Below are 21,572 nucleotides of genomic sequence, written 5' to 3' on the forward strand. Positions count from 1 at the left end.
TACCCGCGCCAGGCGCGCCCCTCGCCGAAGCCGGCCAGCAGGGTGTCCGCGCCGCTGCGGCGCAGCGTCTGCGGCCGGCCGGGCTCGCCGGGTACCTAGATCGGCACCGCCGCGGCGTTGCGCGTGTCCCAGACCATGGTGGTGCCGGCCTGCACGAACTGCAACGCACCGCTGTCCAGCAGCGGCTCGTGCTCCCAAAACTGATTGGGTTGATCGGCCAGCGGTGCGCCCAGTAGCTGCCAGCTGGCGCCGTCATCGCGGCTGCTCAGCACCAGGCGGGTCAATTCCTGCCCCGATGCACTGAAGAAGCCACCGCGCTCGAACAGGGCGATGCCTTGCCCACCCGGCCCCAGGCGCAGGGCCTTGAGGATGCTGTCGGCCGGCAACTCGGGCGGCCACTCGATGGGCGCGCTGCTGAACTGCAGCCCGCCATCTTCGCTGCGGCTCAGTTGGCCCGCATCGCCAACCGCCAGGCCCCATCCGGATTCGGCGAAGTGGATGTCATGGATCTCATGCACCGCCCGGGTGGGCATCTGCCAGCACCAGGCGCGCGAGTCGGGCTGGCTGCAATCCCGACCGATCAGGCGCTGGAAATGCCCGACTTCCACGCGGGTCTGCAGCGTGCGCTGCTGGCCCGCGCCATTGCGCAGGGTCAGGCGAACCTCGTAGTGGCCGGGCAGGGCGAACGGATGCTCGACCTGCACGGGCGAGTTGCTCGTGCCGCTGTCGCCGAACTGCCAATCCCAGCTCAGGTCTTGCGCGTTGGCCGCGCCGGTCAGGCCCGACAGCTGCAGGGTGATGAGCGGAGGCTTCGGTATGGTCTCGTGTCTGGGTCAGGGGGCTGAAAGGCCCCGCGCCTCAAAGCCGGTCCAGCTCGGTCAGGAAGCGCTGGCGCTGCACCGGGTCGTTGATGGCCTCGGCCAGGCGTGCGGCAAAGACCTCGCGTGGGCTGCTGGCGGCCTTCTTCACCAGCACCCGGGCGATGGGGCCGATCAGCTGCGCCAGCAGCTTCTCGGCCTTGGCCTGCAGCTCGGGGTCCACCTCTGCCAGGCGGGTGGCCGAGGCCGATCCGGTGGAGCGGCCAGCCCCTTGCGCGATCTGCTCCAGAAAGGCGTTGCGGGCGGTGGCATCGGCCACCTGCTCGGCCAGGCGCTGGCAGAGATCGGGCAGGTCGGCACTTTGGCGCGCGGTGCGCCGCACCATCACCGACGCCAGCGGGCCCACATGGCGCGCGAGCGTCTGTTCGACCTGGCTCAGCGCCTTGGCGTCGAAATGCGTGGGAGGCGGCGCGGCGCCGGTGGAGGCTTCGCTGCCGCGCGTCACCAGCTGGGTCTTGTCGTCGACCGGTGCCTGCGGGCGGCGCAGCGGCACGGCAATGACGGTGGCGTCCGACACCGTCGCGGCCAGCGGCGTGCCGATGCCTTGGGTGAGGGCCGTGCGGAACGCCGCCGCATTGGCAAAGCGGTCCTCCGGGTCCTTGGCCAGGGCCTTGGCGACGATGGCGTCATAGCCCGGCGGGCGGCTGAGGCCGAACTCCAGCGTCGAGGGCGGGCGCGGCGTTTCGTTCAACACCTTGTGCATCAGGCGCTCGGTGCTGCCCACGAAGGGCTGCTGGCCCGTCAGCAGCTGGTAGAGCAGCACGCCGGCGGCGTAGAGGTCGACGCGCCGGTCGATCGGGTTGCCCAGGAACTGCTCGGGCGCCATGTAGGAGGGCGTGCCGATCAGGCCGCCGGCCAGCGTCAGACCGGCGGACTCGATGCGGGCGATGCCGAAGTCCGCCACCTTGAGCTTGCCGCCGCGCGTCATCATCAAGTTGGCGGGCTTGATGTCGCGGTGCCAGACGCCCTGGTCGTGCGCATGCTCCAGCGCGTCCAGCAGCTGGGTCATCACGCTGAGGATGTCCTCATCGGTGAAGCGCACCTTGCGGCCCAGGTAGTGCGAGAGGTTGCTGCCCTCAACGAACTCCATGGCGATGAAGGCCACGTCCTCGTCCTGGCCGAAGTCGTACACCGCCACGATGCCGGGGTGCTGCAGGCGCCCGGCGGCGCGCGCCTCGTTGCGAAAGCGCGCAGTGATGGAGTCCGCCGCGTCCGAGCCGTCGTCGAGCGCGCGGCGAATGGTCTTGAGCGCCACCACGCGGCCGATGTCGGGGTCGAAACCCTTGTAGACGACGCCCATGGCGCCTTCGCCCAGCACCCCGCTGATCTGGTACTTGCCGAGCTTCTCAGGAAGAGGCAGCGGCATCAGCTTTCCAACATCTTCATGGCTTGGACGACGCTGGCGCGCATGCGGGCGAAGGACTGCGCCAGCGTGCCGATCTCATCGCTCGAGCCGGTGGCGAACTCGGGCGCTTCCAGGTCGCCCTGGCTGACGCGGTCGGCCAAGGCCGACAGGCGCGTGACCGGGCGCACCACGAAGGCCCAGATGGCGACATTGAGCAGCACGCCTACGGCCACGAACACGCCTACCAGCGCGGTGATGAAGAGCTTGAACGAGCGCTCGGCGCGTTCCAGCGGCAGGTTCATGGGCACGGACATGATCTGCGCCCCCACCACCTCGTTGTGCGTCCAGCCAAAGCCGTTGGCCGGGCCGTATTTGTCCACCATGGTCTTGGGTGCGGCCTCCACGCTGGAGTGGCAGCGCAGGCAGGCCGGGTCGGTGATGCGCAGCGGGCGCGAGATGAAGAGCGAGCGACCCATCGGCGTGTCGCGCTCGCCGACGAATTCCTTCAACTCCCCGTTGCTGCGGAACTGGCTGACGATGTCCACCTCCCAGCCCACGGCGCGGTCGCGCGGGTTGGTGGGGTTCAGCGTGGCTTCCTTGTAGGCGAACTCGGGGTGCTTGGCCTGCACGGCTGCCAGCACCTCCACGGCTGAGTAGCTGGGCACCGACTGCGGCAGGAACTCATACTTCATCTGCGTTTCCAGCAGCGGGGTGATTTGCTTGCTGGTGTATGCACGTACGGCCACGGCCTTGTCCATCATCAGGCGGGCGCTGTTGAGCACCTCTTCGCGCGCGTTCTCCTGCAGCATGTTGCGGGCAATCAGCCCGCTGCAGCCGATGCCCAGCAGCATGGCCAGCACGTAGAGCAGGTTGAACTTGACGAGCAGTTTCATGGGCGAACTCCGGAGGCGGGGGCCGAGGCAGGTTTTTGGAATCGTTCGGGAAAGAGCACCGGCTCCCATTCGGGGTGGGCGCCGAGGTTCTTGGCGACTTCCGCGCGGAAGGCGGGGTCGCGCACCAGCGGGGCAAAACGGCGCGGGAACTCGCGTCGCAGGCCGGGTTCCGCCTGCAACCAGGCGGCCAGGTTCTCGTAGCGCGGCGCGGGTTGGGCGGCGGGCGTCGGTGCCGGGCCGCTGAAGCGGGCCAGGCGCGGCGGGATGGGGTCGCGAAAGGCGCGCGGCACGGTGCGCAGCCAAGCGGGGTCCGGGCGGGGCAGCAGCTCGCCGCCCTTGCTGCCCTGGCGCTGGTAGCTGGCGCCGGCGGCCACAAGTTGACGGGCCTTGGCGCCACCGCGTTCGATCAGCTTGACCGAGCCACCTTCACAGAACAGCGCCACCTGGCTGGCGCTGAGCTGCAGCACCACCGAACCCGGTGTGGGTTCGAGTTCGAGCAGCGGGCTGAGCAGCCCGCCGTGCGGCTGCTTGGGTCCGCTTTGCAGCTTGACCCACCCCGAGAGCAGGTACAGCCCGGGCGATGCGGCACCGCGCCGGGGCGGCTGCAGCAGTGCGCGGCTGCCGGGGCCGAGGTCAATCAGGCTGCCATCCGCACCCTCAAGGCGCAGCAGCCCGGTGTTGGCCCCGGTTTCGATCAGCGCGCCAGCGGCCAGCCGCAGGCCTTCCTGGGCGTCAAAGGCCTGCGCGCCAATCACCAGCGCCGCCGGCCCTTCCAGCAGGGTGAGCGTGAGCTGAGCGGCCTGAGCGCCTTGAGCTCCTTGCGCGCTTGCCAGCCCCGGAACGGTGGCGCAGGCCGCCAACCAGCTCCTGCGTGTGCAACCCCAAGCCCTGCTCAATGAGCGCTCCCTGTCTGTTTGAAGAGCCTGGGATCGTACTGGGCAGGGCCTGTCGGCCGCCCCTGGGTTCAACCGGTGTTGCGCAGGCCCGCGGCGATGCCGTTGATGGACAGGTGGATGCCGCGCTGCACGCGCTCCATCACCGTCGGGTCGACCTGCTTGTCACTCGACAGTTGGCGGTAGCGCCGCATCAGCTCCACCTGCAGGTGGTTCAGCGGGTCGATGTAGGGGAAGCGGTGGGCGATAGAGCGCGCCAGCGAGGGGTTGCCGGCCAGGCGCTGGGCTTCGCCGGTGATCAGGCTCAGGGCCTCCTCGGTGCGCGCGAATTCGGCCTTGATGGCGGCAAAGATGCGCCGGCCCAGCTTCTTGTCTTCCACTAGCTCCACGTAGCGCGCGGCCAGCTCCAAGTCGCTCTTGGCCAGCACCATGTCCAGGTTGGAGAGCAGGGTGCGGAAGAAGGGCCACTGCTTGTGCATCTTGCGCAGCAGGGTCAGGCGCTGGGTGCGTTCCTTCGTGCCTTCCTCGCCCAGGTAGGCCATCACGCCCGAGCCGAAGCCGCACCAGCCCGGCAGGGCCACGCGGGCCTGGCCCCAGCTGAAGCCCCAGGGGATGGCGCGCAGGCCCTCGATGGCCTTGGGGCCGCCGCCGCTGCCCGGGCGCTTGGCCGGGCGCGAACCGATGTTGAGCTCGGCGATCTCGCGGATCGGCGTGGCGGCAAAGAAGTAGTCAGCAAAGCCTTCGGTCTCGTAGACCAGGCGGCGGTAGGCGCCGAAGCTTTCGTCCGATAGCTGCTGCGCGGCCTCCAGGAACTTGGCCGGCGCGTCCTGCGTGGGGTGCAGCAGGCTGGCCTCCAGCGTGGCGGCCACCAGGGTTTCCAGGTTGCGCCGGCCGATCTCGGCGTTGGCGTACTTGGAGGCGATCACCTCGCCCTGCTCGGTCAGGCGGATCTGCCCGTTCACCGTGCCCGGGGGCTGGGCCAGGATGGCCTGGTAGCTCGGGCCGCCGCCGCGGCCCACGGTGCCGCCGCGGCCGTGGAACAGGCGAAGGATCGGCCCGCCATGGCGGGCGCGCAGCTCGTCGAACAGCTCGACCAGGGCGATCTCGGCGCGGTAGAGCGACCAGTTGCTGGTGAAGACGCCGCCGTCCTTGTTGGAGTCGGAGTAGCCCAGCATCACGTCCTGCTCGCCGCCGCTGGCCATCACCAGCTCGGGGATGCCTGGCAGGGCGTAGAACTCACGCATGATGGCCGGGGCCTCGCGCAGATCGCCAATGGTCTCGAACAGCGGCGAGACGATCAGCGCGCACTGCGCGTCTTCACCCAGGCGCCCGCGCAGCAGGCCCACTTCCTTGCACAGCAGCAGCACTTCCAGCAGGTCGGACACCGACTCGGTGTGCGAAATGATGGCGTGGCGGATGGCGTCGCGGCCAAAGCGCTGCAGGGCTTCCTGGGCGGCCTCGAACACCGCCAGCTCACCCAGGGACTTCTCGCTGTAGGCGTGGCCGATGACGCGTAGCGGCCGCGCCTCGCCCAGCAGGCGCAGCAGCAGGGCGCGCTTGGCCAGTTCGTCGAGTGCGCTGTATTCAGGCTCGATGCGCGCGGCCAGCAGCAGCTCGGCCACCACGGCCTCGTGCTGGTCGCTGCTCTGGCGCAGGTCCAGGGTGGCGAGGTGGAAGCCGAACACGCTGAGGGCCCGCATCAGCGGCGTCAGGCGCGGGGCGATCAAGGCATCCGCATGGTGATGGCGCAGAGAAGCCTCGATGGTGCGCAGATCGGCCAGCAGCTCCTCGGGGTCGCGGTAGGCGTCCTGCGGTGCCACGGCATGGCGCAGGGCCTCGGTGCCGGTCAGCTCGTGCAGGGTGGCGGCCAGGCGCGCGTACATGCCGGTCAGCGCGCGGCGGTAGGGCTCGTCCAGGCGGTGCTCGTTGCGGTCCGGGCTGCGTTCGGCCAGGGCTTGCATCTCGGGCGTGATGCGCGCCAGGCGCGCCGAGATCGAAAGCTCGGCGCCCAGCTCGTGCAGCTCGGTGAGGTAATGGCGCAGCACCACTTCGCTCTGGCGCTTCAGCGCATGGCGCAGCGTGGCGGCGCCCACATTCGGGTTGCCGTCGCGGTCGCCGCCAATCCAGTGGCCCATGCGAAGGAAGGCGGGCAGCTGCTGGCCGGGCAGGGCGGCTTCCAGTTCGGCGTACAGGCGCGGAATTTCGCTCAGGAAGGTGGCCGGGTAGTAGGAAAGCGCGTTCTCGATCTCGTCCGCCACCGTCAGCTTCGAGTAACGCAGCATGCGCGTCTGCCACAGCTGGGTGATGCGGGCGCGCATCAGCTCCTCGTTGGCACGCTGCTCGCGTTCGCTCAAAGGCGCGTCGCGCTGCGCCAGCAGGTGGGCGATGGCGCGCTCGGCGTCCAGGATGGACTTGCGCTGCACCTCGGTGGGGTGGGCCGTCAGCACCGGCGAGATGTGCGCGCGCTGCAGCAGGGCGCCAATCTCCACCGGCCGCACGCCGGCGCTGTGCAGGGCCTCCAGGCTGTAGGCCAGCGAGCCGGCCTGCAAATGCCCGGCGCGCTCGTGGTGCTCGCGCCGGCGCACATGGTGGCGGTCCTCGGCCAGGTTCGCCAGGTGCGAGAAGTAGCTGAAGGCGCGGATCACCATCACCGCCTGATCGGCCGAGAGGCCCTTGAGCAGGCGATCAAACTGGCGGCCGGCCTGCTGATCCTGCCCGCGCCGCCAGGCCACCGAGAGCTGGCGGATGCGCTCCACCAGTTCGAAGGCCTCGCGGCCTTCCTGGTCGCGGATCACCTCGCCGAGCAGGCGTCCGAGCAGGCGAATGTCCTCGCGCAGCGGCTGATCCTTGTCGGCTTCAGGTTGGGCAGCGGGTGCTTTGGAGCGGGCAGGGCGTGGCATGGTCGATGTAACTTGAAAAGGCCAAAACAATGTAACCGAGTTACTTTGACGTTCGGCAAGAGTTTCCTCCCCAAGGCGAAGCCGCCTTCGCCTGCCAGATAGCATCCTGGCCATGAGCGAAATCCTGAGAATTGCCACCCGCAAAAGCCGTCTGGCCCTGTGGCAGGCCGAGCATGTGCGGGACCGTCTGCAGGCCGAATGGGGCGTGCAGGTGGAACTGGTGCCGCTGAGCACGCGCGGTGACGAGATCCTCGACCGCAGCCTCTCCAAGGTGGGCGGCAAGGGCTTGTTCGTCAAGGAATTGGAGGTGGCGCTGGAACTGGGCGAGGCCGATCTGGCCGTGCATTCGCTCAAGGACGTGCCGATGGCCCTGCCGGATGCCTTTGCCTTGGCTTGCGTGATGGAGCGCGAGGACCCCCGCGATGCCTTCGTCAGCCCCGGCTATGCCAAGCTGGATGAGCTGCCGCAAGGCGCCAGGGTGGGTACCTCCAGCCTGCGCCGTGCCAGCCAGCTCAAGGCACGCCGGCCCGATTTGGAAATCCTGCCGCTGCGCGGCAATCTGGACACGCGCCTGCGCAAGCTCGACGAAGGCGGCTTTGACGCCATCGTGCTGGCCGCTGCTGGCCTGAAGCGCCTGGAACTTGGCACTCGCATCCGCTCGCACTTTGCGCTGGACGAACTGATCCCCTGCGCCGGCCAAGGCGCGCTGGGCATCGAGGTGCGCGCGGGCGACCACGCGCTGCGCGAGCGCCTGGCCAGCCTGGCGCACACGCCGACCTGGCTGGCCTGCGCGGCCGAGCGCGAGGTTTCGCGCCGCCTGGGGGGCAGCTGCTCCATGCCGCTGGCCGCCCATGCGCAATGGCAGGGCGGTGCACTCTTCTTGAACGTGGCCTTGGGGGCGCCTGAGGGGGAACAGGGTGCGCTGCTGCGCGCCCAAGTGAGCGGGCCGGCCGCCGACCAAGCCGCCGCCGAGGCCTTGGGCGCCCGCGCGGCCCAGGCCTTGCTGGACCAGGGCGCCCAGCTCCCCGCCTGATGCGCGGCCCCCTGGTGCTGACGGCACCGCAGGCCCAGCAGGCGCGTTGGTGCAATGCGCTGCAGGCGCTCGGCGTGCCGGTGCAAGGACTGCCCCTGATCGCCATCGGCCCCGCGGCCGACCCGGACGCTGTGGTCAAGGCCTGGTCCGCCCTGCAGCAGGCGCCGCGCCTCGCCGTCTTCGTCAGCCCCAGTGCGGTGACGGCACTCGACGCAGGCGATTGGTCCTGCTGGCCGCCTTCCACCTCGGCCGCCTGCGTCGGGCCCGGCACTGCGCACGCCTTGCGCGAGCGGGGTGTTAGCCAAGTGCTGTGCCCCCCCGAGGACAGCGAACGCTTCGAGTCCGAATCCCTCTGGCCGCTGCTGGAGCAACTGGGCGGCTGGCGCGATGCGGATGTGCTGCTGCTGCGCGGCGATGGCGGCCGCGAATGGCTGGCCGAACGCCTGGTGGAGCAGGGCGCCAGGGTGCGGGCCATGTCGGTCTACCGCCGCATGGCGCCACCTGCGGAGGGCGACTGGGCTCGGCAGGCCCAGGCCTTACGTGGGCAGCCGGCGTTGTGGCTGCTGACGAGCACCCAGTCGCTGGAGCACGGGCTGCAGCTCGACGTGTTTGGCCCCGGTGCCACGGTGCTGGCCTCGCACCCGCGCATTGCCGCCGTGGCGCGCAAGGCCGGGCTTGCGGTGCAGGAACTGCGCGCCGACCCCGAGGCCGTCGCCCAGGCCTGGCGGCACTGGGCCGCTGCCTAGAATCTTCCGGATGTCCGCCGAGACCCCCCAATCCCCCGAACCCAGCCCCGTTGCGCCCGCCAGCCCGGGCCCGCGCGCACCCGCAGCCCCCTGGTGGATGGGGGCCGTGCTGGCCGGCCTGAGCCTGGCCGCGCTGGGCCTGGCCTGGCAGTCACAGACCCGGGTACGCGAACTGGAGCAGGAGTTGGTGCGCCGCCAGGCCGGCACGCAGAGCCTTGCCGGTGAAGCCCGCCAGGCGGCCCAGCAAACCCAGGAACAGGTGCGCGACCTGGCTGCCAAGCTGGCCTTGGCCGAGGCGCGTCTGGCCGAGGTGGCGGTGCAGCGCAGCCAGCTGGAAGAGCTGCTCTCATCGCTTTCGCGCTCGCGCGACGAGAACGTCGTCGGCGATCTGGAAGCCAGCCTGCGCCTGGCCAGCCAGCAGGCGCAGCTTTTTGCCAGCGCCGAGCCGCTGGTGACGGCGCTCAAGCAGGGGGAAGAACGCCTGCAGCGCCACAAGCAACCGCGCCTGGAGGGCGTGCGCCGCGCCATGCTGCGCGACCTCGATCGCGTGAAGGCCGTGGGCGCGGTGGACAACGCCACATTGGCACTCCGCCTCGATGAAGTGACGCGCCTGGTGGACGAGCTGCCCCTGCTGGTTGAGCCGCAGCGCCTGCAGCGCGCGGCGCCCGCCTCGGCGCCGGCCAAGCCGGCCAGTGCACCGGAGCCGCGCTGGCAGGAATGGCAGCGCTGGCTCGGCCTGCGCGCGGGTGAGGCCTGGAGCGAGGTCAAGGACCTGGTGCGGGTGACCCGCATTGAGCACGCCGACGCCATGCTGATCGCGCCCGAGCAGAGCTATTTCCTGCGTGAGAACCTCAAGCTGCGCCTGTTGAACGCCCGCCTGGCGCTGATGTCGCGGCAGTACGAAGGCGCACAGGCCGATCTGCGTGCCGCACTGGGCCTGGTGGAGCGCTACGCGGACGCCCGCCAGCGCCGTACCCAGTTGGCCATGGAGCTGCTGCGTCAGGTGCAGGGCCAGGCTCGGCCCATCCAGCTGCCCCGGCCGGAGGACAGTCTGGCCGCCCTGGCCGCCGTGGCGGGTGTGCGCTGATGCGCGGCATCGTCTGGTTGATCCTGCTGTTCACCGCTGCCGCGGTGGCGGCGCTGACGCTTGGGCGCAACGATGGCCTGGTCAGCCTGTTCTGGTCCGGTTGGCGCGTCGACCTGTCGCTGAACCTCTTTTTGCTGCTGCTGGTGGGCGCCTGCCTGCTGGTGTTTGCCCTGCTGCATACCCTGAGCCTGCTGTTCGGCCTGCCTGAGCGCGCGCGCGCCTGGCGTCTGGCCCAGCGCGATCGCGGCGCGCAGCAGCTGCTGCGCGAGGCGCTGGTGTCGCTCTGGGGCGCGCGTTTTTCGCGTGCCCAGCGCGTGGTGCAGCGCCTGCTCACGCTGAATGCAAAGACCCCCGAATTGCAGGCCGATGCCGGTGCTTTGGCGCTGGCGCACTTGTTGGCGGCCGAGGCTGCGCACCGCTTGCAGGACCGCACGCGACGCCAGGAGCAGTGGGATACCGCGCTGCGGCTGTGCGCCAGCCAGGGCCAAGCGCGCGCCCATGAGGAGGCCGCCCGGCTGATGGCCGTGGGCTGGGCCCTGGACGACCGCGACGCGCCCCGTGCACTCGACCTGCTGGCCGAGTTGCCGGCGGGTGCCGCACGCCGCACGCAGGCCTTGCGCCTGCGGCTGCAGGCGGCCCGCATGGCCGAGCGCCCGCTGGAGGCCCTGCGCACCGCGCGTCTGTTGGCCAAACACCAGGGCTTTTCCGCCGGAGTGGCGCAGAGTCTGATGCGCTCGCTGGCTTTCGATGTGCTGGCCAGTGCGCGCGATGCCGACCAGTTGCGCGGCCTGTGGCTGCAACTGGATGCGAGCGACCGGCGTGACCCCTTCGTGGTGGCGCGCGCCGCCGAGACCATGGCCGCGCAGGGTGCCGCGGCCGATGCACGCGCCTGGATTCGGCCGCTCTGGGATCAGCTCTCCCAACTCAGCGAGGAAGAGCGCGGCGTGCTGGCCGATGCGCTGGCCTTGTGCACGTCGGGCATCGGGGCCGATTGGCTGGCGCGCCTGGAAGAGGCGGTTGCGCGCTTCCCGCGCAATGTGCAACTGCCGCTGGCCCTGGGCCACACACTGGCCGAATTGCAGCTCTGGGGCAAGGCGCGGCAAGTCTTGGGCACGGCAGCCGAAGAGCAGCGCCTCAGCGCCAACCAGCGCCGCCGCGCCTGGCTGCGCATGGCGGAGCTGGCCGAACAGTTCGAAGACAGCGAGCAGCGGTTGCATTGCTTGGAAAAAGCAGCGCGCGCCACTTGATGATCATTCAAATTTCTTGTTATAGTCTCTGTCTTTCGGCGGCTGTAGCTCAGTTGGATAGAGTACTTGGCTACGAACCAAGGGGTCGTGGGTTCGAATCCTGCCAGCCGCGCCAGAAATTGTTGGAATCAAGAAGAAATTAGAAATCGCAGATCCCGGCCCGCCGGGTTTATGCAAAGCGGCTGTAGCTCAGTTGGATAGAGTACTTGGCTACGAACCAAGGGGTCGTGGGTTCGAATCCTGCCAGCCGCGCCAACATCTGAACGGGTCGATGCTTCGCATCGACCCGTTTTTCTTTGTCGAATCGACATGAGCAAGGCCTTCACACGCGAAAGCGATGCGGACGACGCCGAAGACGGCGATGCACCCGCGCTGCCGCCCCTGCCTCCCGGTCAGCGCAACTACATGACGCCTGCGGGCCACGCGCGGCTGCGTGCCGAGTTGTTGCACCTGCTCGATGAGGAGCGACCTCGGGTGGTGGAGATCGTGCACTGGGCGGCCTCGAACGGGGACCGCAGCGAGAACGGCGACTACCTGTACGGCAAGAAGCGCTTGCGCGAAATCGACCGGCGCATCCGCTTCCTGACCAAGCGCCTGGAAATTGCCGAGGTCGTTGACCCCAGCGTGCATCACGGCAGCGAACAGGTGTTCTTTGGCGCTACCGTCACTTTCGCCAATTCGCGCGGCGAAGAGCGCACGGTCACCATCAAGGGCGTTGACGAGGCCGACAGCCTGGCCGGCGAGATCAGCTGGGTGGCCCCGGTGGCGCGCGCCCTGTTGCGCGCGCGCGTGGGCGACGAAGTGGTGCTGCGCACTCCGGGCGGCGACGAAGCGCTCGAAGTGCTGGAAGTGAGCTACCCGACTAGGGCTTGATGCGCCACACGCGCATCACGGGCGAGACCCGGCGCACCACACGCAGCACATCGGCCAGGTGATGGCGGTCGCGCACGGCGATCAGCATGCGCATCTCCGCGGTTTCGCGGGCCACGTCCGAGTCCTTGTTCATCTCCACGTGGGTGATGTCGGCTTCGGCCTGGCTGACGCCCGCCGCCACTTGCGCCAGTGCGCCCTTGACGTTGTTCATCAGCACACCGACCTCGGCCTCAAAGGGGTGCTGAAGCTCGTCCGCCCAGGCCACATCGATCCAGTGCTCGCTGTCGCGCTGGAACACGCGCCGACCGGTCTGGCATTCGGCGGTGTGCACCAGCAGCCCTTCACCCCGGCCCAGATAGCCCCGAATTTCATCGCCCGGAATCGGGCGGCAGCAACTGGCGTAGCGCACGGATGCGCCCTCGCTGCCATCCAGTAACACCACGGCCGCCTGGGCGCTCTCGTCTTCGGCAAAGCGCCCCATGCTGAGCAGCACGGTGTCCGGGCGCTGACCGGACTCAACCAGCATGCGCGAGAGTTGCTTGGCCACCATGCTGGCGATCTTGCGACCGACGCCGATTTCCATCAGCAACTCGTCGGCATTGCGATGCCCGGCCCAACGCGCCAGGTTCTGCCACAGCGGCGCGGACTCACCTTCCAGGGCCGGGAGCGCCATGCCTTCGGCACGCAGGGCCTGTGCCAGTAGTTTCAGCCCCAGTTCGCGCGATTCCTCGTGCGCCAGGGTCTTGAGGTGGTGGCGGATCTTGCTGCGCGCCCGGCCGGTGCGCACGAAGCTCAGCCACGCGGGGTTCGGGCGGGCACTGGGCGCCGTGACGATCTCCACCACATCACCGCTGCGCAGTTCGGTGCGCAGCGGCACCATTTCGCCATTGACCTGGGCGGCCACGCAATGGTCACCGATGTCGGAGTGGATGGCGTAGGCGAAGTCGACGGGCGTTGCGCCCTTGGGCAGGGCGAGGATGCGCGAGCGCGGCGTGAAGACGTAGACCGAATCCGGGAACAGATCGATGCGCACATGCTCCAGAAACTCGCGCGCGTCGCGTGTCTCGTTCTGGATGTCCAGCAGCGACTGCAGCAGGCGCGAGCCGAGTGATTGCGCATCGGTCCCCTTGCCCTTGGTCTTGTAGAGCCAGTGCGCCGCCACGCCCTGTTCGGCCACCTGGTGCATGGCCTCGGTGCGGATCTGGAACTCCACCGCGGTTCCGAGGGGCGAGACGAGCGTCGTGTGCAGGCTCTGGTAGCCGTTCGGCTTGGGGATGGCGATGTAGTCCTTGAAGCGTCCGGGCTGCGGCTTGTAGAGCTGGTGCAACACGCCCAAGGCCAGATAGCACTGCGGCAGCTCGTCCACAACGATGCGGAAACCGAAGATGTCGCTGACCTGGGCAAAGCTCAGGTGCTTGTCGCGCATCTTTCGGTAGATCGAATACAGGGTCTTTTCCCGGCCCTGCACATCCACATTCAAGCTGGCCTTGGCGAAGGACTTGCGCACGTCCTGTTCAATGCGCGCGACCAGATCGCGCCGATGACCCCGCGCCTTGCCCACGGCCTTTTCGAGCAGCGCATGGCGCCAGGGGTGTTCGTAGCGGAAGCTGAGGTCCTGCAGCTCCCGGTAGGTCTGGTTCAGACCAAGCCGGTGCGCGATGGGCGCAAAAATTTCGAGCGTCTCGCGCGCGATGCGTCGCTGCTTGGCGGGTGCCATCGCGTCCATCGTGCGCATGTTGTGCAGGCGGTCGGCCAGCTTGATCAGAATCACGCGCACGTCGCGCGCCATCGCCAGCAGCATCTTGCGGAACGACTCGGCCTGCGACTCCTCCTTGGTGGAGAACTGCAGCTTGTCCAGCTTGGTGAGGCCATCGACCAGCTCGGCAGTCGGGGCCTCGAACTTCTCGATCAGCTCGACCTTGGTGACGCCGCAATCCTCCATGGCGTCGTGCATCAGCGCGGCCATGATGGCCTGGGCGTCCAGTCGCCATTCGGCGCAGATGCCTGCCACCGCCAGAGGGTGCGTGATGTAGGGCTCGCCGCTGGCGCGCAGTTGACCCAGGTGGGCGTTGTCAGCGAAGCGAAACGCCTCACGCACGCGCTTGATGTCAGCCTTGCTGAGGTAGTTCAGGTGCGGCGCCAGTACCTCGAACGAGGCCGCATGGGTGGCCGGGGTCTCGTTCGTGGGACGGTTGGGGCGGCTGCCCGGCCAGCGGACAGCGGCAAAAGTGCGCAGCATGCGTCGAATTTACTCGATGGCCCGTGCCAGTTTTGGAGTGCGGTGCCAAGCGAAAAAACAGAAAGGCGCCCGTGGGCGCCTTGTCTGTGGAGTGTGCGGCTTCAGATGGGCACGCGACGCAGCATTTCCAGACCCACTTCGCCAGCGGCAATCTCGCGCAGGGCGGTCACGCCCGGCTTGTTCTTGCTCTCAATCTTGGGCGAGTGACCCTGACTGAGCATGCGGGCGCGATAGGTCGCGGCCAACACGAGCTGGAAGCGGTTGGGGATCTTTTCCAGGCAGTCTTCAACAGTGATGCGGGCCATGGTTCTCGTTTGCTAGCAAGGGGTCAACAGAGGTCCAGCGCCTGGAACACCGCCGAGCGGTGCCGGAGCTGAGCCGCGTATTTTAGACGCTGCGCATGAACGATCGCCTTGAGATCGAAGAGCGCGGTCTCGAACAGGGCGTTCACGACCACGAAATCAAAGTGCTTGGCCTGCGCCACTTCGACGCGGGCGTTGGCCATGCGCTCTTCGATCACGGCGGGTTCGGTGTCTCCGCGACGCAGCAGGCGTTGCCGCAGCTCTTCCCAACTGGGCGGCAGGATGAAGATCAGCACAGCACTAGGAAACAAGCGCTTGACCTGCATGGCACCCTGGTAGTCGATCTCCAACACGACGTCCTCTCCGGCCTCAACCCGGGTTTGAATCGCCGCCTGAGAGGTGCCGTACAGATTGCCATGCACCTCGGCCCACTCGAGGAAGTCGTTGTGGTCAATCTTGGCGCGGAACTCCGCCTCGCCGACAAACCAGTACTCGCGACCGTTCTGTTCCTGGCCGCGCGGTGCTCGGGTGGTGTGGGAGACCGATACAGCCAGCTTGGCGTCCAGTTCCAGCAGCGCCTTGACGAGGCTGCTCTTGCCGGCTCCGCTGGGAGCGGCGACGACGAACAGATTGCCCGGGGTTTCTTGGGGGAGGGTGGTGTTCATTCGATGTTCTGCACTTGTTCGCGCATCTGTTCGATCAGCACCTTCATGTCCACCGAAATGGCAGACAGCTCCAGCGCGGTGGATTTGGACCCCAAGGTATTGGCTTCACGATGCAGTTCCTGGATCAGAAAGTCCAGCCGCTTGCCAAGTTCTCCGCCCTTGCGCAGCTGGGCCTCGATTTCATCCAGGTGGGCACGCAGTCGGGCCAACTCTTCGGCCACGTCAATGCGGATCGCATGGGCCGCCGCCTCGGACAGAGCGCGCTCGCGCGCGGCTTCCGATAGCTCGACATGGGCCAGGGCGCCGGCCTGGTTGAGTGCTTCCTGCCAGCGCTGCAGGAAGCGCTCCTGGTGGCGTTGCACCACGGCGGGCACGAGCGGCTCGGCGCGTTCGGCCAAAACCCGCAGTTGCGCAATCTTGTCCAGCAGGATCTGGGTCAGCCGGTCGCCTTCACGCGCGCGCGCCTCGCGCAAGCCGTCCACGCACTGTTGAACCAATTTCAATAACCAGCCGTCGTCCCAGGCCGGTTGGGCGCTGCCTTGACGGCACCAGTGCAGCAATTCCTGAACGGCCAAAGGGCTGGCAGACGGAAAGCGCGCCTGCAACTGACCTTGCAGTTCGGCCAGTTGATCCAGGGTGCCTGGGTGCAGGCGAGGCAGGGCGTGTTCGCCCTCGCGCCCGGCGGCGATGCGCAATTCCACCTTGCCGCGCCGGATGCCCTGCGCAATTGCGTCGCGGATGGGGGGCTCCAGGTGGCGCAGTTCGTCGGGCAAACGAAGAGATAGATCCAGAAAGCGTCCGTTGACCGAGCGCAGCTCGACCGCGAGTTGCGGCGCGGGCACTTGATCCGGGTTTTGCGGGGGTTGCCCCAGGGCACTGGCATACCCGGTCATGCTGTAGACTGGCATGAATCTGGCTGACAAAAAAGGCGATTCGCGATTATGTCAAAGCCGAAACCGGCGCCCCTTCCTGCCGGCACCGTGGTGGGCGGCTACCAGATCATCAAGAAACTCGCAGCTGGTGGCTTCGGCGTGGTGTATCTGGCCGAGGATCCTGACCACCATTTGGTGGCGATCAAGGAATACCTGCCGTCCTCGCTGGCCGAGCGCAGCCCTGGCGAGCTGGTCCCACGGATCAAGCCGGACAAGCTGCCGCTCTACCGATTGGGCCTGCGCAGCTTCTTCGAAGAAGGGCGCTCGCTGGCGCAGATCTCGCACACGAGCGTCGTTTCGGTGCTGAATTTCCTGCGCGAAAACGAGACGGTCTACATGGTGATGAATTACCTGCAGGGCGATACCCTGCAGGATTTCATCGTCACGGCGCGTGATTTGAAACGTGACAAGGTATTTCGCGAATCCACGATTCGATCTCTGTTCGATGAAATCCTGAAGGGCTTGCGCATCGTCCATCAGCACAAGATGCTGCACTTGGACATCAAGCCGGCCAATATTTTCATCACCAATGACAACCGGGCGGTATTGCTGGATTTCGGTGCCGCGCGCGAGGTGCTGAGCAAGGAAGGCAACTTCATCCGGCCGATGTACACGCCCGGCTTCGCGGCCCCGGAGATGTACCGGCGCGATGGCTCGCTGGGCCCCTGGACGGACATCTACGCCATCGGCGCCTGCATCTATGCCTGCATGCAGGGCTACCCGCCCAATGATGCGCCGCAGCGCCAGGAGAAGGACCGCCTCAGCCTCAGCCTGTCTCGCCTGCGCAATGTCTATTCAGACAACCTGCTGGAAGTGACCGAATGGTGCATGGCCATGGATCCCTTGGCGCGGCCGCAATCGGTCTTTGCCCTGCAGAAGGAGTTGGCGCGCGAAACCGAGCGCCGATATACCAAACTCAGTTTCAGTGAACGGTTGAAGATGCAGCTGGAGAACCTCAAGACAGGGGCCAAGGCGTGAAGTTTGGAGTTTTCCAGGTCAGCCGCAAGGGTGGGCGGGAAAAGAACGAAGACCGCATGGGCTACTGCTACACGCGGGATTCGGCGCTGTTTGCTCTGGCTGATGGCATGGGCGGCCACCCGGAAGGGGAGATGGCCGCGCAGATCGCGTTGCAGACCCTGGCCTCCCTGTTTCAGGCCTCCGCGAAGCCCCGCATCGCCGACCCGATGGTGTTCCTGCGAGAAGGGGTGCTGGCCGCCCACCAGCAGTTGCTGAATTACGCGGCCGAACGCAAGCTGGACGACACGCCGCGCACCACCATCGTGGCCTGCATCACCCAGGGCGGACAGGCCTTCTGGGCCCATTGCGGGGATTCCCGCCTGTACTGGGTGCGGTCAGGCGAGCTGGTGGCGCGCACGCGCGATCACTCCTACATCGAGCTGCAAGAAGCCCTGGGGCGCCAGGCCGACCGCGTCAATCGCAATGTGCTGTTCACCTGCCTGGGCAGTCCAGGTCGGCCGATGATCGACATCCAGGGGCCCTTGCCACTCACCGTGGGGGATCGCTTGCTGCTGTGCTCGGACGGCCTGTGGAGCCAGGTGACCGATCACAGCATCGTCGAGCAGATCAGTGCACGCGAGTTGCACGATGCGGTGCCGGATTTGGTTGAGGCCGCGCTGCGCCAGGGCGGCGCCAAGTCGGACAACGTCACCGTGCTCGCGGTGGAGTGGGAGGGTGAGGACCCGGCCGAGGTGGCGGAGACCGAGCGCCTGTCCACGCGCAACCTCGGTGAGTCGGCCTTCGCCACCACCATTCAAAGCTCCTTGCTCGAGCAACTCGAGCGCCGCTCGGAAATGACCGATGCGGAGATCGACCGCCAGGTCGACGAGATCAACGCGACCATCCGTCGCACCAAGAAGAAAGTCTGAGATGGAACCCATCAAGGGAATGCGCGCCGACGGCCGGCGCGCTGATGAGCTGCGCCCGCTGCGGCTGGAGCGGCATTACACGCGCCATGCCGAGGGTTCGGTGCTGGTGGCCTTTGGCGACACCCAGGTGCTGTGCACCGCCTCGGTCGAGGAGCGCGTGCCGCCCTTCCGCCGCGGCAGTGGCGCGGGTTGGGTGACCGCCGAGTACGGCATGTTGCCCCGCGCCACTCACACCCGGTCCGATCGCGAAGCGGCCAAGGGCAAGCAGAGCGGGCGCACCCAGGAAATCCAGCGCCTGATCGGAAGGGCCATGCGCGCCGTGTTCGATCTGGGAGCGCTCGGCGAGCGCACCATCCAGCTCGACTGCGACGTGCTGCAGGCCGATGGCGGTACCCGCACGGCCGCCATCACCGGCGCCTATGTGGCGGCCCATGACGCGTGCAGCTGGCTGCGCGAGCAAGGGCTGATCCAGGCCTGGCCGCTGCGCGATGCGGTGGCGGCGATCTCCGTGGGCATCGTCGAGGGCGTGCCCCTGCTGGACCTGGCCTACACGGAAGACTCTGCCTGCGACACCGACATGAACGTGGTCATGACGGGGCAGGGCGGCATGATCGAGGTGCAAGGCACGGCCGAGGGCGCCGCGTTCTCGCGGGCCGAGCTCAACCAGCTGCTGGATCTGGCGCAGGCGGGCATTGCGCAGCTGCATCGGGCGCAGCGCCTGAGTCTGGGTCTGGCTGATGTCTGACGCCATGCCGGAGCTGGTGCTGGCGTCGAACAACGCCAAGAAGCTGGCCGAACTGCAGGCCTTGCTGCCCGGCATCCAGGTGCGTTGCCAGGGTGAACTGGGCGTGGGCGAGGCGGAGGAGCCGCATGGCACCTTTGTGGAGAACGCGCTGGCCAAGGCACGGCACGCGGCTCGCATCACCGGTCGCCCGGCGCTGGCCGACGACTCGGGCCTGTGCGTCGACGCCCTGCAAGGCCGGCCCGGCGTGCAGTCGGCCCGCTATGCCGCGCTGGCGGGGGGCGAGCGCAGCGATGCAGCGAACAATGCCCTGCTGCTCGCTACTCTGCAGGGTCAAGAGGATCGCCGTGCGCACTTTGCGTGCGTGCTGGTCGCGCTGCGTCATGCGGACGACCCGCAGCCCCTGATCGCACAGGGGCGCTGGCTGCTGGAGGTGTTGGAGGCCCCGCGGGGTGAGGGTGGGTTTGGCTACGACCCGCTGGTTGCGCCAAGGGGCCAGTCCCGGTCAGTGGCCGAGATGAGCGCCGCGGAAAAGAACACCCTCAGTCATCGCGCGCAGGCCATGGCGCAATTGCGCGCCCAGCTGGCCGAGGCCTGGGGATGGCGCTGAACGCCAGCCCGGAGCGCCTGGCGCAATTGATGCGGCCGGGTACCTTGCAGCTGAGCAGCTTGCCGCCGCTCTCGCTGTATGTGCACCTGCCTTGGTGCCTGCGCAAATGCCCGTATTGCGACTTCAACTCGCACGAGGCCGCGCAGGGCCTGTCCGACTCCGCCGCGGAGGGCTATCTGGAGGCCCTGTGCGCCGACTTGGAAGGGGCCTTGCCGCTGGTGTGGGGGCGGCCGGTGATTTCGGTCTTCATCGGCGGTGGAACGCCCAGCCTGTTCACGCCAGAGCAGATTGCGCGGCTGCTCTCCGACCTGCGCGCTCGTTTGCCGCTGGAGCCGGGCGCCGAGATCACCTTGGAAGCGAATCCGGGCACCTTTGAGCGTGACCGCTTCCGCGGCTACCGGGAGGCTGGCGTGACTCGGCTGTCCATCGGTGTGCAGAGCTTTGATGACCGGCACCTGCAGAGTCTTGGGCGTGTGCACAACGGAGCGCAGGCTCGCGAGGCGCTGACCGAAGCCAAGGCCTGCTTCGAGACCTTCAATCTCGACCTGATGTACGCGCTGCCCGCGCAGGGCCTGCAGGACTTGGACAGCGAGTTGGATGAGGTGTTCCGGTTTGCGCCGCCGCACCTCTCCATCTATCACCTCACGATCGAGCCCAACACCCGCTTTGCGGTGCAGCAACCCACCTTGCCAGACCCCGATCTGGCCAGCGAGATGCTGGATCGCATCACCGAGCGCAGTGCTGCGCAGGGGTATGAGCGCTATGAGGTGTCGGCCTATGCCCAGGCCGGCCACCGCTGCGTTCACAACCAGAACTATTGGTCCTTTGGCGACTACCTGGGCATCGGCGCGGGGGCGCACAGCAAGCTGTCCTACCCGCACCGGGTGCTGCGCCAGGTGCGCTGGCGCGAGCCGCGGACCTACCAGGAGCAGGCTCTGCGTGGTCAGGCGGTGTCGAACGAGCACGAGGTTGCTCGGGCCGACTTGCCGTTCGAGTTCGTGCTGAATGCGCTGCGCCTGCGCGAGGGGGTGCCCTTGACCTTGTTCACGGAGCGCACGGGACTGCCGCTGTCGGCCTTGCGGCAGGGCCTGGAGCAGGGGGTGGCCCGCGGCTTGCTGGTGGACGAGCCGGGGCGGCTGCAGGCCAGTGCCAAGGGTTTTGATTTCCTCAGCGACCTGCAGGCCTTGTTCCTGGCCTGAGGCTGCGCCTCAGACGCGGTTCATGGACATGCCGGCGGTGCTGCGCAGGCGTTCGATCAACCGGGGGGCGATCTGGCCCAGCGGCAGGACCTCGTCGGCCGCACCCGCGGCGATGGCTTCACGCGGCATGCCGAACACCACGCAACTGGCTTCGTCCTGCACCAGGTTGTAGGCGCCAGCGTCCTTCATGGCGCGCATGGCACGGGCGCCATCGGCCCCCATGCCCGTGAGCATGATGCCCAGCGCATTCGGCCCCACCACCCGGGCGGCGGAATTGAAGAGCACCTCGACCGAGGGCTTGTGCCGGTTCACCGGTTCGCCGTCCTGCACGCGGGCGATGTAATTCGCGCCTGAGCGCTCGACGCTGAAGTGCTTGCCACCCGGGGCGATGTAGCCGTGGCCTGGCAGGATGCGCTCACCGTCGCTGGCTTCCTTGACGCGGATGCGGCACAGGCCGTCGAGGCGCTGCGCATAACTGGCGGTGAAGCCGGGCGGCATGTGCTGGGTGATGCAGACGGCCGGGCAGTCGGCGGGCAGGTTGATCAGCACATCCTTGGTGGCCTCGGTGCCCCCGGTGGATGCGCCGATGAAGACGATCTTCTCGGTGGAGAGCCGACCGACGCTGGCGATCTGGGCGGGGGCTGCAGCCGCGGCCGGTGCGCCGGCGGCCGGCGCGGGCGGCGCGCGGCGAATGTGGGCGCGCGCGGCGATGCGGATCTTTTCGGTGATGTCGGCAGCCAGTTGGCGGATGCCGTCGGCCACGCCGATCTTGGGCTTGGCGACGAAATCCACCGCGCCCAATTCCAGCGCCTTGAGCGTGACTTCGGCGCCGCGCTCGGTCAGCGTCGAGACCATCACGACCGGCATCGGGCGCAAACGCATCAGGCGCGAGAGAAAGTCGATGCCGTCCATGCGCGGCATTTCCACATCCAGCGTGATGACGTCCGGGTTGAGGTTGCGGATCATCTCGCGCGCCACCAACGGGTCGCTGGCAGCACCGATGCATTCCATGTCGGGCTGCTTGTTGATGATTTCGGTGAGGATGGAACGGACCAGTGCCGAGTCGTCCACCACCACCACACGTGTCTTGGCCATAGTGTTG

The 21,572-nt window shown here is 67.8% G+C and carries 20 protein-coding genes and 2 tRNA genes; 12 read left to right on the forward strand and 10 right to left on the reverse strand.

Annotation, left to right across the window (positions count from 1 at the left end):
- Positions 1 to 95: 95 nt before the first annotated feature.
- From ACE3QP_RS15015 to ppc, 5 genes are all read right to left on the reverse strand, one after another.
- Positions 96 to 818 (reverse strand): PKD domain-containing protein, encoded by a 723-nt coding sequence (locus ACE3QP_RS15015; protein ID WP_374437329.1) that lies wholly within the window; start codon positions 816 to 818, stop codon positions 96 to 98.
- 40 nt (positions 819 to 858) lie between these two features.
- Positions 859 to 2,244, reverse strand: a complete 1,386-nt coding sequence (locus ACE3QP_RS15020; RefSeq protein WP_374437295.1) for a serine/threonine-protein kinase — start codon at positions 2,242 to 2,244, stop codon at positions 859 to 861.
- Entirely contained in the window at positions 2,244 to 3,116 is an 873-nt protein-coding gene (locus ACE3QP_RS15025; protein WP_374437296.1) for a DUF3365 domain-containing protein, read from the reverse strand. The genes ACE3QP_RS15020 and ACE3QP_RS15025 overlap by 1 nt, the downstream gene beginning before the upstream one ends.
- The gene (locus tag ACE3QP_RS15030; RefSeq protein WP_374437298.1) at positions 3,113 to 3,976 is read right to left on the reverse strand and encodes a hypothetical protein; all 864 of its coding nucleotides are present in this window, start codon (positions 3,974 to 3,976) and stop codon (positions 3,113 to 3,115) included. The genes ACE3QP_RS15025 and ACE3QP_RS15030 overlap by 4 nt, the downstream gene beginning before the upstream one ends.
- A 104-nt stretch (positions 3,977 to 4,080) precedes the next feature.
- A complete protein-coding gene (gene ppc / locus ACE3QP_RS15035; RefSeq protein WP_374437300.1) occupies positions 4,081 to 6,909 on the reverse strand; it encodes a phosphoenolpyruvate carboxylase in 2,829 nt (942 codons plus the stop codon).
- Between the two features lie 112 nt (positions 6,910 to 7,021).
- On the opposite strand from ppc, the gene hemC reads away from it, so the two are divergent.
- From hemC to greB, 7 genes are all read left to right on the forward strand, one after another.
- Positions 7,022 to 7,942 (forward strand): hydroxymethylbilane synthase, encoded by a 921-nt coding sequence (gene hemC / locus ACE3QP_RS15040; RefSeq protein WP_374437302.1) that lies wholly within the window; start codon positions 7,022 to 7,024, stop codon positions 7,940 to 7,942.
- Positions 7,942 to 8,688, forward strand: coding sequence for a uroporphyrinogen-III synthase (locus ACE3QP_RS15045; RefSeq protein ID WP_374437304.1), 747 nt, complete (start codon positions 7,942 to 7,944; stop codon positions 8,686 to 8,688). The genes hemC and ACE3QP_RS15045 overlap by 1 nt, the downstream gene beginning before the upstream one ends.
- Before the next feature lie 10 nt (positions 8,689 to 8,698).
- Positions 8,699 to 9,775 carry a uroporphyrinogen-III C-methyltransferase gene (locus ACE3QP_RS15050; RefSeq protein WP_374437306.1) on the forward strand — a complete coding sequence of 359 codons (1,077 nt, stop codon included), beginning with the start codon at positions 8,699 to 8,701 and terminating at the stop codon, positions 9,773 to 9,775.
- Positions 9,775 to 11,022, forward strand: a complete 1,248-nt coding sequence (locus tag ACE3QP_RS15055) for a heme biosynthesis HemY N-terminal domain-containing protein (protein WP_374437307.1) — start codon at positions 9,775 to 9,777, stop codon at positions 11,020 to 11,022. Before ACE3QP_RS15050 ends, ACE3QP_RS15055 begins: the two co-directional genes overlap by 1 nt.
- A gap of 38 nt (positions 11,023 to 11,060) precedes the next feature.
- Positions 11,061 to 11,137 (forward strand) — tRNA-Arg (locus ACE3QP_RS15060).
- Positions 11,138 to 11,200: 63 nt separating this feature from the next.
- Positions 11,201 to 11,277: transfer RNA gene (locus tag ACE3QP_RS15065), tRNA-Arg, on the forward strand.
- A gap of 54 nt (positions 11,278 to 11,331) precedes the next feature.
- Positions 11,332 to 11,895, forward strand: a complete 564-nt coding sequence (gene greB / locus ACE3QP_RS15070; protein WP_374437308.1) for a transcription elongation factor GreB — start codon at positions 11,332 to 11,334, stop codon at positions 11,893 to 11,895.
- Here the strand turns inward: greB and ACE3QP_RS15075 are convergent.
- The 4 genes from ACE3QP_RS15075 to ACE3QP_RS15090 all read right to left on the reverse strand — a co-directional run bounded on the left by ACE3QP_RS15075 (position 11,885) and on the right by ACE3QP_RS15090 (position 16,009).
- The gene (locus tag ACE3QP_RS15075) at positions 11,885 to 14,134 is read right to left on the reverse strand and encodes a bifunctional (p)ppGpp synthetase/guanosine-3',5'-bis(diphosphate) 3'-pyrophosphohydrolase (protein ID WP_374437309.1); all 2,250 of its coding nucleotides are present in this window, start codon (positions 14,132 to 14,134) and stop codon (positions 11,885 to 11,887) included. The two genes, greB and ACE3QP_RS15075, sit on opposite strands and share 11 nt — an antisense overlap.
- Before the next feature lie 101 nt (positions 14,135 to 14,235).
- A complete protein-coding gene (gene rpoZ, locus ACE3QP_RS15080) occupies positions 14,236 to 14,439 on the reverse strand; it encodes a DNA-directed RNA polymerase subunit omega (RefSeq protein WP_198112494.1) in 204 nt (67 codons plus the stop codon).
- 23 nt (positions 14,440 to 14,462) lie between these two features.
- On the reverse strand, positions 14,463 to 15,101 hold the full coding sequence (gmk, locus tag ACE3QP_RS15085) for a guanylate kinase (RefSeq protein WP_374437310.1): 639 nt from the start codon (positions 15,099 to 15,101) through the stop codon (positions 14,463 to 14,465).
- Entirely contained in the window at positions 15,098 to 16,009 is a 912-nt protein-coding gene (locus tag ACE3QP_RS15090; protein ID WP_374437311.1) for a YicC/YloC family endoribonuclease, read from the reverse strand. Before ACE3QP_RS15090 ends, gmk begins: the two co-directional genes overlap by 4 nt.
- A gap of 33 nt (positions 16,010 to 16,042) precedes the next feature.
- On the opposite strand from ACE3QP_RS15090, the gene ACE3QP_RS15095 reads away from it, so the two are divergent.
- Genes ACE3QP_RS15095 through hemW form a run of 5 tightly spaced genes read left to right on the forward strand, consistent with a single transcriptional unit; the run spans position 16,043 to position 20,470 of the window.
- The gene (locus tag ACE3QP_RS15095; protein ID WP_198112491.1) at positions 16,043 to 17,011 is read left to right on the forward strand and encodes a serine/threonine-protein kinase; all 969 of its coding nucleotides are present in this window, start codon (positions 16,043 to 16,045) and stop codon (positions 17,009 to 17,011) included.
- Positions 17,008 to 17,919 carry a PP2C family serine/threonine-protein phosphatase gene (locus tag ACE3QP_RS15100; protein WP_198112490.1) on the forward strand — a complete coding sequence of 304 codons (912 nt, stop codon included), beginning with the start codon at positions 17,008 to 17,010 and terminating at the stop codon, positions 17,917 to 17,919. The genes ACE3QP_RS15095 and ACE3QP_RS15100 overlap by 4 nt, the downstream gene beginning before the upstream one ends.
- A 19-nt stretch (positions 17,920 to 17,938) precedes the next feature.
- On the forward strand, positions 17,939 to 18,664 hold the full coding sequence (gene rph / locus ACE3QP_RS15105; protein WP_374437330.1) for a ribonuclease PH: 726 nt from the start codon (positions 17,939 to 17,941) through the stop codon (positions 18,662 to 18,664).
- Positions 18,657 to 19,271: an RdgB/HAM1 family non-canonical purine NTP pyrophosphatase gene (gene rdgB / locus ACE3QP_RS15110; RefSeq protein ID WP_374437312.1), complete on the forward strand. Its 615-nt coding sequence runs from the start codon at positions 18,657 to 18,659 to the stop codon at positions 19,269 to 19,271. The genes rph and rdgB overlap by 8 nt, the downstream gene beginning before the upstream one ends.
- A complete protein-coding gene (gene hemW / locus ACE3QP_RS15115) occupies positions 19,262 to 20,470 on the forward strand; it encodes a radical SAM family heme chaperone HemW (RefSeq protein ID WP_374437313.1) in 1,209 nt (402 codons plus the stop codon). The genes rdgB and hemW overlap by 10 nt, the downstream gene beginning before the upstream one ends.
- 9 nt (positions 20,471 to 20,479) lie before the next feature.
- On the opposite strand, the gene ACE3QP_RS15120 is transcribed toward hemW, so the two are convergent.
- On the reverse strand, positions 20,480 to 21,565 hold the full coding sequence (locus ACE3QP_RS15120) for a chemotaxis response regulator protein-glutamate methylesterase (RefSeq protein ID WP_374437314.1): 1,086 nt from the start codon (positions 21,563 to 21,565) through the stop codon (positions 20,480 to 20,482).
- Positions 21,566 to 21,572: the final 7 nt, after the last annotated feature.

The organism is Inhella sp. (assembly GCF_041912635.1).
Taxonomy (GTDB): Bacteria; Pseudomonadota; Gammaproteobacteria; order Burkholderiales; family Burkholderiaceae_C; genus Inhella.